The sequence below is a fragment of the Micromonospora sp. KC207 genome (genome assembly GCF_004348615.1).
Taxonomy (GTDB): Bacteria; Actinomycetota; Actinomycetes; order Mycobacteriales; family Micromonosporaceae; genus Micromonospora.
The window spans coordinates 1-11,976 of sequence record NZ_SMKJ01000018.1; the positions used below are offsets into that span (position 1 = coordinate 1).

Below are 11,976 nucleotides of genomic sequence, written 5' to 3' on the forward strand. Positions count from 1 at the left end.
GGCCATGGGGGACGGCATGTGTACCGGTGGCGGCGTCGCCTCGTGGCCGACGGCGGCCCACGTGACGACCACACCGAGCCCGAGTACCGTGGCCACGGTCGCAGCCATCCCCGCCGCCCGCACGGCCACACCCCGACGGGTCGGGCGGGTCGCCGGGGACGGATCGAAGGCCGCCTGGCCGCGTTGGATCCGGGCCAGGATCGCTGCGCGGTCCGGCTGGTGAGAGGCCGCAGTGGCGCGGAGCACGGCGCGGACGCGATCCGACCGCATCATCGTCCCCCTCCCCACGAACCCGGCGGAACCGTGGCCCGCGAAGCAGGCGACTCCCAGTGCGTGCGGTCGGTCGCCGGTAACGCCGGCCCGCCGAGCAACGTCGTCAACTGCGCGACTCCGCGCGACGTCTGGCTCTTCACGGTGCCCACCGAGATGCCGAGCGCGCGCGCCGTCTCCTGCTCGGACAAGTCAAACGCATACCGCAACACCACGCACGCCCGGCGCCGGTGAGGCAGGCGGCGGAGCGCCTCCCGTACGTCGAGCACCGCGGGTACGTCCGCGTCCCGGGCGTACGCCCGCTGCTGCCACAGCAGGCCCACACCGAGCAAACCGCGTCGTTCCCGGCGCTGCCGGCGGATCCGGTTGCGGGCCAGGTTGGCCAGCACCCCACGGGCGTACGCGATCGGGCTTTCGGCCGCGGTGACCCGGTCCCAGTGCCGCCACACCTCCAACAGGGCATCGGCGGCGAGGTCGTCGGCCACCTCCACCTCGCCGGTGACCAGGTACGCCAAGCGTGCCAACTCGGAATGGTAGGTCTCGAAGAAGCAGTGGAAGGCGTCGTCGCGTGATGTCGCCATGGCCGCCTCCAGTTCTCGACCTTCGGCGGCCGCGGGTGCGGTGGCCAGCGTGCGCGAGGCTACCAACCCAACCGCGACAACGAACACGGCGGTGACACGCTGACGTGCCCTGGACCGAGGCGCGCCGGTCGGGCTGCCGGGTGGGCTCGTGTCGGGCATGGACGCCGCCCCGCCGCCCGGCACCACCGACCAAGCAAGTCGCCCCCGTGTTCAAGATCCCCACCGACGCGACAATGCCCCACCCGAAACGGACGGGGACACCTCGAGAGTTCGCCGGTTCGCACGATGGCGCGGTCGGTGGGCCGCCTGGGACCCGAACCCGGTCATACAACAACTGGTGCCGGTGGACGGAAGGTCGCAGCCTTCGGTCCACCGGTGCCCTCAGGTGCTCTCGAACCGGTTGCCGTCGTTGGTTGCCAGCGTGGCCAGGTATTCCTGCGCGGTGACCGGCCGGGACAGCGGCGCTGCCTGCCCGGCCCAGAGGTTGACGTATCGTGGGTCGTCGCGTGCGGCGGCGGCTCGGCGCAGAGGTTGCATCAATGCGTTCTGGACGGGGTATTCGGGCACGTTCGCCTCTTCCGCTGTGAGTTCTCGGATCAGCGGGTTGATGATCGCTCGCGCGTGCCGGCCGGAGAAGAGCCGGGTGAGTACGGTGATCCGGGCGTCGGGACTGGTGAGCGCCGCTTTGTGGACTGGGCTCGCTCCGGACTGCGTGGTCGCCAGGAACCCTGTGCCGATTTGTACGCCTTCGGCGCCGAGCGCGAGTGCCGCGGTCACGCCGCGATGGTCGGCGATGCCGCCGGCCGCGATGACCGGGATGTCGACGGCGTCGACGACCTGCGGAACGAGGGAGAATGTGCCGACCAGCGATTCGGCGACCGGCCGCAGGAAGGCGCCCCGATGTCCGCCGGCGTCGCTGCCGGAGGCCACCACCGCGTCGAGTCCGGCGGCTTCGACGGCCACTGCTTCGTCGACGGTGGTGGCGGTGCCGATCATGACGATGCCACGGCGGCGCGCCTCGGCCACCACAGCGGCGGACGGCGTGCCCATGACGAGACTGATCACCGGTGGATGTGCCGCCAGCAGCGCATTCATCTGATCGTCGAAGGTCGGCGGCGGCGTGTACGAGGTCGGTGCTGGGACTCCCAGCCGGTCGTAGAGCGGCCCCAGCCGTTCGAAGTCGGCCGGCGTCGGGCGCAGGGTCGACTCCTGGGGGTGCGGCACCCACAGGTTCACATTGAACGGCCGGTTCCCGGGCAATGCCGCCTTCAGTTCGGCGACGAGGGCCGTGATGGCGTCGGGGTCCAAATGGTGGGCACCGAACGAGCCGAGGCCACCAGCGCCGCTGACCGCGGCGGCGAGGGCGACGCTCGACAGCCCGCCGCCGAACGGGCCCTGGATGATCGGGAGTTCGGTGCCGAGCAGGCGAGTGAGCCGGGCGGTCATGCCGCACCGACCAGTCGGCCGTGGCGCAGCTCGACCGCGACCTGGGCTACCCGACGGCCGAGGTGCTCGGCGGTGCGCAGGTCGGCCGTCGCTGGCGCATCGTCCGGGCCGACGTCGGAGGGGGCCTGTGCCATCGCGCCGAGGAAGCCGCCGAGCCGGTTGAGATCCTCCACACCGCCGGTGGTGCTGTAGAGCCAGCCGGGCGGCAGGCCGAGCGAGACCCAGTGCATGCCGTGCTGGGCGGCGAACACCGCCAGCGAAGACAGTGTGTTCAGCTTGTCGCCGCTGACCCCGGCTGACGTGGTGAACCCGGCGGCGAGTTTGTCACGCCAACCCTGCCGTGCCCAGACCGGGCCGCTGGCCTCGGCGAAGGACTGGAAGACGGCGGATTGGCTGCCCATGTAGGTGGGGGTGCCGAAGATGATCGCTTCGGCATCGGCGAGCGTCTGCCACAGCGCTTCGTCCAGCACTGCAACGTTGCACAGAGTGGCGCTGACTCCGGGCACTGATGCCGCACCGGACTCGACGGCTTGCGCCTGCCGTGCGGTATGGCCGTAGCCGCTGTGGTAGGCGATGGCGACCCTGGTCGACATGGGGTTCTCCTTGCGAGAGGCGATGATCAGACAGTAGACGACCGGTCAACTAAAAGATAGTTGACCGCCCGTATACTCACTGTCATGGGCCGCACCAGTACCGCTCGCGACCGACTGCTCGACACCGCCTGTGAACTCATGCACACTCGCGGCTACACCGCCATCGGCGTGGCCGAGATCTGCCTCCGGGCCGACGTCCGCAAAGGCAGCTTCTACCACTTCTTCGAGTCCAAACAGGCACTCACCGTCGAGGTGATCGACACCCACTGGCAGGCCCAACGCGCCGCCTGGCGCGAGCGCCTCACCGGCCCAGGGCCAGCCCTGGAACGCCTGCAACGGCTCATCGCCTGGCTCGTCGGAACACAACGGGAGGCGCGGCAAACCACTGGCCGAGTCGACGGATGCCTGCTGGGCAACCTCGCGCTCGAACTGAGCAATCAGGAAACCGTCGTCCAGCAACGCCTCATCGCCGCCTTCGACGAACAAGCCGAGCTCATCCACACCGCACTCACCGATGGCACCCAGGACGGCAGCATCGCGCCCGGGTACGCCGACCGGGCCACCGCACGTGCCGTGGTCTCGCAGATCGAGGGTGCGGTCCTACTGGCGAAACTCTCCGGCGACGTGAAATCGCTGGAGGTTCTCTGGCCGCACGTACAACGACTCGTAACGGTCGATTCACCTACCGGTGAATCTACCGGCAGCTGATGCGCGGCAACAGCCGGCATGTCTAACGACCTCGTGCGTGGTTGCGAATGGTCTTCCCCCGCTGGTCATAGAGGATGTGGTCGACGAGGGCGAGCGGATCGTGGAGCGGGCGCGAACTCCGCAGGGCACGGCTGTCTGTCCGGTGCGTGGGACGCCGTCGGGGCGGGTGCACGGATTTCACCTGCGGACGGTGGCGGATCGGTGGGCACGCCAAGTCATTCGCGAGTCGCACGGTGCGCCCCCTGATGCACTGGGGATTAGGTACACCCAGTTCAAGGGTTCCGATCGCCGTGTCGACGGTCGCACCCTCGACCTCGATAACGAGAAAGCGAGCTTGGCTCGGATCGTGAACGAAGCGGGTGAACCACTCGATTTTCCGTTACCTTTCTGATCGCCCCCGACGAGCGCGGGCGAGGACGCCTGCCAAAAGGGTGAATGCGGGCGTTGCTGACGAGTGACAGCGGGTCCGCCTCAGGTGAGGCGGCCGAGCATGCCGGCGATGCGGCCCCGGCGGATCATGGTTTCCGCCGGGGCGGGGCGAATTTATCCGTTCCGGGCAAGGCGATGGGCAGTGAGCCGGGACAGGGTCCGTTCCACCACCCACCGTCTGGCGTGCTCGAGAGGGCCACGACCTTCTGCTCGGTCTGATTAAGACTGTGACGCCCGCGCTGCCGGGTGGGGCAGCGCTACGGCCAGAGCCAGCCGCAAAAGCCGCATCCCGGGTCAGAACGGCTGGGTGCCGCCGCTGGCGCGAAGTTCACCCTCGCTCTTCACATCGATGATGTAGGCCAAACCGTCCGAACCCTTGCAGCGGATCGACGAGCCCTGCCGGTTGGTGAGGCCACCCTCGCACTGAAGGGTCACATCCTTACCGAGGTCGCTCTTAACCGCGGCGGCCCCATCCTTCTGTAGCTGCTCGTTGGACCAGTTACCTTCGTGTCCGCCACCACAGCCGGCAAGAACGAAGGCCATGCTGACAGCAAGGATCACGCGGGATGCTCTCATAACAGCTCCTTCGAAACGGGGGTGGCCGACCTTACCTGCCAGGTCCGACATGACCGTGCGCCTCGAACCCCGCACCAGGACAACCCACGACCAGACACCACTGCCACTCATGTCAACACCGACTCAACCTTTTCCGGCGGAGCCGACAAGATTGCCGACGGTGAACCGGTGACGACCGCAGTCGGCATTGCTCTGAATGTTCTTGCACCTGCAATCGTCCTCCTGCCCTGGCGGTCGTGCCACAGGACATGGGAGCGCGAGCAGGTCTGTTTCGGCTGAAGGTGAACACGCCGGGTTCAGAGCCGGAAATCCGGCCCAATCCAGTCCGTCCGGGCCAGTTGCCCGACGTCCGAGCACCCACGGAGCACCCCGATGGCCCCGAGCCGCGTGGGCCGCGGGACCAAGCGGGCCAAGTGACTCCCACTACGCGATCACGGCGAGTCGCGGCCGAACGACGCATCCATTGACAGTAGTCACTGGGCAGTGGAGCATGCTGGAATGGGCCTCAGGCATCTGCTCGGCGTCGCGCTCGCCATCGCGTTGGTGACCCCCGGACCGGCGCCGGCACAGGCGAGCGCACCGGTGACCCCGCCCGGCACCCCGCAGGCCGCCGGCACGCAGTTCCTCTCCGCCACCACCGTCGACCTGGCCTGGATGCCGGCCGCCACGGGCACCAACCCGATCGCGGTGTACGAGGTCTACGCCCGCCGGCTGGGCTGGACCTACCCGGACCAACTGGTCGCCACCACGACCAGCGCGTGGGTCTTCGTGCCGATCGGCAGGTTGCGCCCGGCCACGACCTACGAGCTGTACGTGCGGGCACGGGACACCAGCGGCCTCCCCGGGCCAGCCTCGGCCCCCGTGACCATCACGACCCTGCCGAGCGAAATCGTGCCCGGCCCGCCGGTGGCGACCGACGTCACCGCCACCACCGCCACCGTCTCCTGGCGGCCACCGGCGGTCGCCATTGAACGGATCGCCGGCTACGACCTGATCGTCCCGCCCGCAACCCCGACCCAGCCGATCCAGATCCGGGCGAGCACGAGCCCGTCGACGACCAGCGTCCAGCTCACCGGGCTCAGGCCAGGCACGAGTTACACGTTCATCGTCGTCGTCCGCTACACCGACGGCACGCCGCGCTCGGCCCCGTCCGCACGCGGCAGCGTCACCACCGTCCCGTCGGTGCCGCCGTCCCCGCCGTCCGACCTGACCGTCACCACGCTCACCCCGACCTCCGCGACGTTGTCATGGACGGCCTCGGCACCGGGCGACTTCCCGATCTCCCGATACTTCACGTACGTCAACGGCGGCGCCCTCGGCGTCTCGAACCCCGGAGCGGACGTACGGACCGTCACGTTCGCCGTCTCCCCCGGCAACGCGTACGAGGTCTACGTCCGCGCGGTCGACCAGGCGGGCATCTACTCCGCCCCCTCCGAAACGGTGACCTTCACCGCACCCAGCCAGTAGGTCAGCAGCCCGGCAAGGAATCCCGCGATGGCCGTCTCCTACACCACCAGCGCGGACGTGACCTCAGGGGCAGCCACGAAGCGCACTAGCCGCAGTCCGCTTCAGCGATGCAGCGCCGCACCACCCTTCGGACAGCGCTCAGCCTCGCCGTCCGCGCACACGAAGGCATGGACCGATATCCGCAACGAACAATGGAAGCAGACCGGTGACCGGCCAGGACAGGACCGTTGCTGGACCCCGTGGGCATCCTCCTCCGTCGAGGACAGTGCGCGTGCTACTGCGCTCAGCGCAAGACGGCGTCGGTGAGGATCGCCTGGAGGCGGCTTCGGCATTCGGCCACGAATGCGGGGTAGGTATGCCAGTAGTACGAGATGCCGCTGGCACCCACCGCGATGGCCCAGGCGCGGGCGCGGGTCCAGGTCAGGTCGTCAAGGCCGACGGTGTCCCAGTAGGCGTGCCGTGCCTGTGGCGGCAGGTCCCAGACCGTGGAGTGCTCGGCGTCGGGCAGACCGATCGACAGGCCACCGAAGTCGATGATCGCGTGCAACCTGCCGTCCTGCACCAGGAGGTTGGTGGGCTTGAGATCGCCGTGGAGCCACACGTGAGGTCCGGAGGGTTCGGGCAGGGCGAGCGCTTCGCGCCACAACCGTTCCAGGATCTCGACGGCGATTTCGCCGCCGACGACGGCCCGGCAGTCCGTAAGAGACCTGCTGATCCACTCGTCGCAGTCCCGCAGGTGTCCCCCGCGGTACCAACTGAGCTCGCCCGTGCGGGTTGCGCCCATGAGTTCGATATCGTGAAGTTCCCGCACAAAGGATGCCAGATCGGTGCCGAAGGTCGACCAGTCCTGGACAGTGTCCGGCTGGGCTTCGTCGCCGTCGATCCACCGGTAGATCGACCAAGGAAGCGGGTATGCGGTCGTAGGCATGCCGGTATGCAGTGGCTCTGGGACCGCACACGCCAACAGCGGCGCGAGACGAGGAAGCCACTTTCGCTCCTTGAGCAGGGAACGCGCCTTGTCCGCAGTTCGCGGGAGCCTCACTAGCAGATCACTACCCAGCCGGTACATGATGTTGTCGGTGCCTGCACCCGCTGGCGACACCGACAGGCCGGCCCACTGCGGGCACTGATCATCCAGCAGCGACCTGACAACTCCCTCGTCGACCGGGACCTCATTCTGGTGCAGTGTCATGCCCAGATCCTTCCGTCAGACGCCGAGGCAAGCCACTGACTTAGGTCGACGACGCCATTCGACACCACCGGCCGCGCCATGGATCCCTCATGACCCGACGCCCGCCCCAGAAAGTCTGTTCGTGCCTGCGAGAGGCCTGTCTCGCAGGCCAGCCGTGTACGGACTTGCCGTCCTGCTCATGCCGGACTTCGGGGCGCGTTCCTGACGGGCGGCGGCGGGTGCTGATGGCTAGGGTTGGTTTGGGTCGCCGGAGACCCGGACCGACGACGACGAGGACTACGATGACCCGGACCGACGACGATGTCGCCCTCGACACGGCGCTGGACCCGCTGGTCCTCGCGCTGGACATCGGTTCCACCGCCACCCGCGGCGGCGTACATGACGCGTCGGGCCGACAGGTCCAGGGCCTGCAGCACAAGGTGCCGCACGCCTTCGCGGTCGCGCCCGACGGCACCTCGATCATCGACCCCGAACAGGTGACCGCAGAGGTCGAGCAGGTTCTCGACGCGGCGACCGGCGACCTGCGGCTGGGGACCCGCATCGCCGGCGTCGCGATGGACACCTTCGCCGCCTCGCTGATCGCGGTCGACGCGGCCGGACGCGCGCTCACCCCGTGCCTGACCTACGCCGATGCGCGCAGCGCCGACGCGGTGACGGCGCTGCGGGAGGAGCTCGACGAGCAGGCAATGCAGCAGCGCACCGGCACCCGCCTGCACACGAGCTACCACGCCCCGCGCCTGCGCTGGCTCGCGGCCGTGGAGCCCCGCGTCGTCGCTGAGACCGCGGTGTGGTGGTCCCTGGGCGAGTACGTTCTGGCTCGGCTGGTCGGGCACCCGCTCGCCGGGACGTCCACGGTGGCGTGGACCGGCCTGCTCAACCGTCGCACCGGCGAGTTCGACGCCGAGCTGCTCGCTGCCGCCGGCGTCGGCCCCGAGCAGCTCTCCGCGCCACGGGACGTGACGGAGCCGGCGCCGGCGGCGGCCCCGGCGCGCTGGCCCGCCCTCGCCGGGGCCGTGTGGTTCCCCGTCATCACCGACGGCTTTGCCAGCAACATCGGGTCCGGGGCGACCGACGCCACGGTGCTCACCGCGTCGACAGCCACCAGCGGGGCGCTGCGGGTGCTGCTCGACGGACCTGCTGATCCGCTGCCGTTCGGGTTGTGGAACTACCGGGTCGATGCGGGACGCACGCTGCTCGGCGGGGCAATCAACGATGTCGGTCGCGCCGTCAGTTGGGCGCAGAGCACGTTGCGCCTCAGCCCGACGGTCGCGGCCGTCCTCACCGCGCCGCCGAATGATGCCACGCCGCTCATGCTGCCGTACCTCACCGGTGAACGCGCGCCGGGCTGGGTCGGCGGGGCACGCGCCGTACTCGAAGGGGTTTCGGCGGCCACAGACGCCGACGCGATGTTCCGCGGCATCGTCGAGGGCGTGGCCATGACCTACGCGCGCGTCGCCGATGAGCTGCATCCGGCCGCCCCGCAGATCATGGAGGTCGCGGCGGCGGGTCGGGTCAGCAACGACCAGCCTGAGTGGCTCCAGGTCCTCGCAGATGTGCTCGGGCGACCGGTCACGCACGTGACCCGGCGGCGCGCCACGCAGCATGGCACGGCGCTGCTCGCGCTCCACGTGCTGGCACCGGACGTGCCGCGCGCGCCCCGGGCCATCGGGGCGACGTACGAGCCCCGCCCCGCGCACGTCGAGCACTACGCCGAACGACGCGCGCGGTTCGCCAAGGTGTACGACGCGCTCGTGCGCGGCTGAGAGATCAGGTGGCGGGGTTCAGTGCGTTGAGCGAAAGCATGATCGACTTCAGCCTGCCCGGTATGGCCTGCTCCGCCCCAACACATGGGCAGCCACGCAAAGTCACCGCGTGTCGGAGCGGTGGTGTCCGGATCCAGCCGAGAAGGGTGTGTTGCTCGAACGACGCGTGTTCGTCAAGAACGAGTTTCATTCGCGGAGCTGAGGTCGTCGTGAAACCCAGCCGTTCGTAAAGCCGCTGCCCTTCCGGTGTGGCACTCAGGTCGACGCCCGGGATAGGGGCCCAGGTCACCGACGGTGAGGTAGGTGGGTGTCCAGACCGCCTTCTGTGGTGCGGTGTCGGCGTCGTAGGCGGCGGCGCGCAGCGCCGTCGATCCTCAACACTGCGCCGGTGACGTAGGAAGCCTGCGGGCTGGCGAGGAAGACAACGCCTGATCAGGTGCCCCGCGACGCCTCAGACGTGCCGGGCCGGGGCACCAGGACCACCACCGCGGTTTCGGACGACCGCCGCGCAGCGTAGCCATCCAGATTCTTGTCGATCTCACGCCAGCGGGCCCACAGCCGCGACCGTTCGTCGCCTGTCGCAGCATGACCACGCACCGGCCGCAGCCCGTCGACCAGGTCAACGGCCGCGTCCGGGTGCGCCTGCAGATTGAGCCACCAGGCCGGCTCGGGCTCCCCCCACCCGTTCATGGCCAGCGAGACCAGGTTCGCGCCGTCCTCGAAGTACCCGAGGATCACGCTGCGCTGCTGGCCGGTGCGACGCCCGACGGTGGTCAGGCGCAGCATTCCGTACCGGTTACCGCGCGGACGCGACAGTCCGACCCGGCCGCCGGAACGCCGGAACACGCCCCGATGAGCCGACCAGAACAGCCGAATGAACCAACGGGGCGGCAACCACGGCTTCTTGGCAGGGCGCAGGTCCGACTCGGTCACTCCTTTATCGTATCGGCCGCTGTCACGCACGGAACGGCCACCAGCGGCAGGCCGGTAGCGCCGAACGGTCTGCTGACAGCCGGCCTGCCCAACCGATCAAGCAGCGGTCAACGTCCGCCATGCCGCGAAGTGCTCGTCACCGAAAGTGACGCCCGGTGCGACCTGCGGTGTACGGACGCAGCCGATGAGCGGTTGCGGGTGTTTCAAAGACCCGTGGGGCTCTTGTCTTCGTCCTCGGCAAGAATGGGGGTGTGAGTGAGGAGCAGCGCCTTCCGGGTGGGAACGCTGGTGGGGCGGTTCGCATCGGTGACACCGTCCGCCGCGTCCCTGGCCGCTGGACGCCGTCCGTGCATGCACTGCTCCGGCACCTGGAAGGGGTGGGTTTTGATCAGGCGCCGCGGACGTTGGGCTTCGATGAGTTCGGCCGGGAAGTGCTCTCGTACCTGCCCGGTGAGGTCGTCGGGGCCACACGGCCCTGGCCTGCGTGGGTTCATAGCGATGATGCCTTGTGCCAGGTCGCGAGTTGGCTACGCGCGTACCACTCCGCCGTCGCAAGCTTCGTTCCCCCGCTTGATGCGGTGTGGCGTGAGGGAGGGACCTGGCGGCCAGGTCTGATCGTCGGTCACAACGATGCCGCGCCCTACAACGCGGCCTGGGCCGATGGACGTCTCGTCGGCTTCTTCGACTGGGATTTCGCCGCGCCCGTCACGCTGGAGTGGGACCTGGCGTTCACCGCCTTCTCCTGGGTGCCACTACATGCCCACCAGGTGGTGCGGGCGGAAGGGTTCACGGCCTTCGCGGACAGGCCTCGACGTGTGCGGCTGTTCCTGGATGCCTACGGGTGGGATGGTCCGGTAGGCCAGTTCATCGACATCGTTCGTGAACGCGTCAATGCCTCTGCCCGTGGCATTCGACGCACCGCCGCAGCGGGCGACCCGGCCTACCGGCGGATGATCGAAAATGGCATTGATGTGGCGTTGGAGACAGCGGTGAAAGAGATGGCTGCCTTTCCGGACGCATAGCTACTGACCCCTACTGGTCAACCACACAACCTTTGCACCGCCGGCGGCGGCATGTTGACCACGGTCGTGTGCACTGATCTGCCGCCGATCGCGTACGCCCGCCAGTCGCCACTGTCACCGCATGTGACGGGCGCGCCCCCGTTCAGTGTCTTGAACTGTCGAAAATTGGATGCCGCCTGGGGGACGACGGCTCGCGGGAGTTGATGGGGCTGCCCGCCGGATGCGCCTCGGTGGTTCGGTTGCGCGCCGCCGCCGTGCTCAAGCGCCAGGCTCGAAGTTGGCTTCGCCCCACACCAACATGGCATGAAGGATGCTGCTGAGGCTGCGGCCCTGCTCGGTCAGGGCGTACACCACCCGCGGCGGCACCTCGGCGTGGACGGTGCGGGTGAGGACCCCGGGTGCTCCAGCGCCCGTAGCCGGTCGGCGAGAACCGCCTGCTCGGCACCTCGGTACAGGTCGACCGCGCCCGGGTGACGTCCTCGATCTGCTCACCGGTCAGCGCCACGGTTACTCCTCGGCAGGCGGGGGCTCCTCGTCGCCCTGGCCCTCGTCCCGGTTGTTGCCCGTCAGCGCGTCGAGCGCGCCGCCGACTTCCACCGGGGCCGGCTGATCGCCTTTGATCAGGGCCACCTCGGCTTGGAACTGCTTGTCGTCCCGGTCAGGGTGGACCAGGCGGGCCATCGTGTCGTCGAAGGCCAGCTTGGCCGCGATCTCGCTGATGGTCTTCCCATTGCGGCGGAGCTGCTTGGCGATGGCGTTGCGGCCGAGTGCTTCGGCGTGCAGTTCGCGTACGCGGTCTGCGTAACGGCGACACCTACACCTGACCCGCGGCCGGCCTCGAGATCGGCGTCGCCACCGCCTAACGCTACGTCCGAGAAGCGATAGCCCTGCTCCGCTCGGCAGCCAGCCGAAGACCTGGACACCGCGACGCGAACCATCCGGCTGCTGGCGTACGCGATCCTGGACGGCACGCTGATTCCGATCGACCGCGTCGCC

The 11,976-nt window shown here is 68.9% G+C and carries 13 protein-coding genes and 2 pseudogenes; 6 read left to right on the forward strand and 9 right to left on the reverse strand.

The window, feature by feature from the left end:
• The 4 genes from E1258_RS33825 to E1258_RS03990 all read right to left on the reverse strand — a co-directional run.
• The coding region (locus E1258_RS33825; protein ID WP_243715162.1) for a hypothetical protein at positions 1-273 on the reverse strand (273 nt) is incomplete at its 3' end.
• Complete coding sequence (locus E1258_RS03980) at positions 270-851, reverse strand: SigE family RNA polymerase sigma factor (protein ID WP_243715163.1); 582 nt, start codon at positions 849-851, stop codon at positions 270-272. The genes E1258_RS03980 and E1258_RS33825, both read right to left, overlap by 4 nt.
• Positions 852-1,232: 381 nt before the next feature.
• A complete protein-coding gene (locus E1258_RS03985; RefSeq protein WP_132396920.1) occupies positions 1,233-2,297 on the reverse strand; it encodes a nitronate monooxygenase family protein in 1,065 nt (354 codons plus the stop codon).
• Entirely contained in the window at positions 2,294-2,890 is a 597-nt protein-coding gene (locus E1258_RS03990) for a flavodoxin family protein (protein WP_132396922.1), read from the reverse strand. Before E1258_RS03990 ends, E1258_RS03985 begins: the two co-directional genes overlap by 4 nt.
• 84 nt (positions 2,891-2,974) lie before the next feature.
• Between E1258_RS03990 and E1258_RS03995 the strand changes: the two genes are divergently transcribed.
• Both E1258_RS03995 and E1258_RS04000 read left to right on the forward strand, forming a co-directional pair.
• Entirely contained in the window at positions 2,975-3,598 is a 624-nt protein-coding gene (locus E1258_RS03995; protein ID WP_132396924.1) for a TetR/AcrR family transcriptional regulator, read from the forward strand.
• Between the two features lie 37 nt (positions 3,599-3,635).
• A pseudogene (locus tag E1258_RS04000) lies at positions 3,636-3,797 on the forward strand (ISL3 family transposase); the annotation flags it as partial.
• A gap of 524 nt (positions 3,798-4,321) precedes the next feature.
• Here E1258_RS04000 and E1258_RS04010 read toward each other — a convergent pair.
• Entirely contained in the window at positions 4,322-4,603 is a 282-nt protein-coding gene (locus E1258_RS04010) for a hypothetical protein (RefSeq protein ID WP_132396926.1), read from the reverse strand.
• A 498-nt stretch (positions 4,604-5,101) separates the two neighbouring features.
• Here E1258_RS04010 and E1258_RS04015 point away from each other — a divergent pair, with 498 nt between their 5' ends.
• The gene (locus E1258_RS04015; protein ID WP_132396928.1) at positions 5,102-6,070 is read left to right on the forward strand and encodes a fibronectin type III domain-containing protein; all 969 of its coding nucleotides are present in this window, start codon (positions 5,102-5,104) and stop codon (positions 6,068-6,070) included.
• A gap of 283 nt (positions 6,071-6,353) precedes the next feature.
• Here the strand turns inward: E1258_RS04015 and E1258_RS04020 are convergent, their stop codons facing one another.
• Positions 6,354-7,262 carry an aminoglycoside phosphotransferase family protein gene (locus tag E1258_RS04020; RefSeq protein ID WP_132396930.1) on the reverse strand — a complete coding sequence of 303 codons (909 nt, stop codon included), beginning with the start codon at positions 7,260-7,262 and terminating at the stop codon, positions 6,354-6,356.
• A gap of 281 nt (positions 7,263-7,543) precedes the next feature.
• Here E1258_RS04020 and E1258_RS04025 point away from each other — a divergent pair, with 281 nt between their 5' ends.
• The gene (locus E1258_RS04025; protein ID WP_132396932.1) at positions 7,544-9,025 is read left to right on the forward strand and encodes a gluconokinase; all 1,482 of its coding nucleotides are present in this window, start codon (positions 7,544-7,546) and stop codon (positions 9,023-9,025) included.
• A gap of 432 nt (positions 9,026-9,457) precedes the next feature.
• Here E1258_RS04025 and E1258_RS04035 read toward each other — a convergent pair whose 3' ends face one another.
• Positions 9,458-9,958, reverse strand: coding sequence for a nitroreductase/quinone reductase family protein (locus E1258_RS04035; RefSeq protein ID WP_243715164.1), 501 nt, complete (start codon positions 9,956-9,958; stop codon positions 9,458-9,460).
• A 251-nt stretch (positions 9,959-10,209) separates the two neighbouring features.
• Here E1258_RS04035 and E1258_RS04040 point away from each other — a divergent pair, with 251 nt between their 5' ends.
• A complete protein-coding gene (locus tag E1258_RS04040; RefSeq protein ID WP_132396934.1) occupies positions 10,210-10,980 on the forward strand; it encodes a phosphotransferase in 771 nt (256 codons plus the stop codon).
• Positions 10,981-11,238: 258 nt separating this feature from the next.
• Here E1258_RS04040 and E1258_RS35665 read toward each other — a convergent pair whose 3' ends face one another.
• Complete coding sequence (locus tag E1258_RS35665) at positions 11,239-11,472, reverse strand: winged helix-turn-helix transcriptional regulator (protein WP_371688563.1); 234 nt, start codon at positions 11,470-11,472, stop codon at positions 11,239-11,241.
• A 15-nt stretch (positions 11,473-11,487) separates the two neighbouring features.
• Positions 11,488-11,661, reverse strand: coding sequence for a hypothetical protein (locus tag E1258_RS33050; RefSeq protein WP_165949629.1), 174 nt, complete (start codon positions 11,659-11,661; stop codon positions 11,488-11,490).
• Between the two features lie 113 nt (positions 11,662-11,774).
• Here E1258_RS33050 and E1258_RS04055 point away from each other — a divergent pair.
• Positions 11,775-11,976 (forward strand): annotated as a pseudogene (locus E1258_RS04055) (IS5/IS1182 family transposase); the annotation flags it as partial.

Excerpts from the sequence above, each read along its gene's own strand:
- E1258_RS03980 (WP_243715163.1), bottom strand. The coding sequence starts at position 851 with ATGGCGACATCACGCGACGACGCCTTCCACTGCTTCTTCGAGACCTAC.
- E1258_RS03985 (WP_132396920.1), bottom strand. The coding sequence starts at position 2,297 with ATGACCGCCCGGCTCACTCGCCTGCTCGGCACCGAACTCCCGATCATC.
- E1258_RS03990 (WP_132396922.1), bottom strand. The coding sequence starts at position 2,890 with ATGTCGACCAGGGTCGCCATCGCCTACCACAGCGGCTACGGCCATACC.
- E1258_RS03995 (WP_132396924.1), top strand. The coding sequence starts at position 2,975 with ATGGGCCGCACCAGTACCGCTCGCGACCGACTGCTCGACACCGCCTGT.
- E1258_RS04010 (WP_132396926.1), bottom strand. The coding sequence starts at position 4,603 with ATGAGAGCATCCCGCGTGATCCTTGCTGTCAGCATGGCCTTCGTTCTT.
- E1258_RS04015 (WP_132396928.1), top strand. The coding sequence starts at position 5,102 with ATGGGCCTCAGGCATCTGCTCGGCGTCGCGCTCGCCATCGCGTTGGTG.
- E1258_RS04020 (WP_132396930.1), bottom strand. The coding sequence starts at position 7,262 with ATGACACTGCACCAGAATGAGGTCCCGGTCGACGAGGGAGTTGTCAGG.
- E1258_RS04025 (WP_132396932.1), top strand. The coding sequence starts at position 7,544 with ATGACCCGGACCGACGACGATGTCGCCCTCGACACGGCGCTGGACCCG.
- E1258_RS33050 (WP_165949629.1), bottom strand. The coding sequence starts at position 11,661 with ATGGCCCGCCTGGTCCACCCTGACCGGGACGACAAGCAGTTCCAAGCC.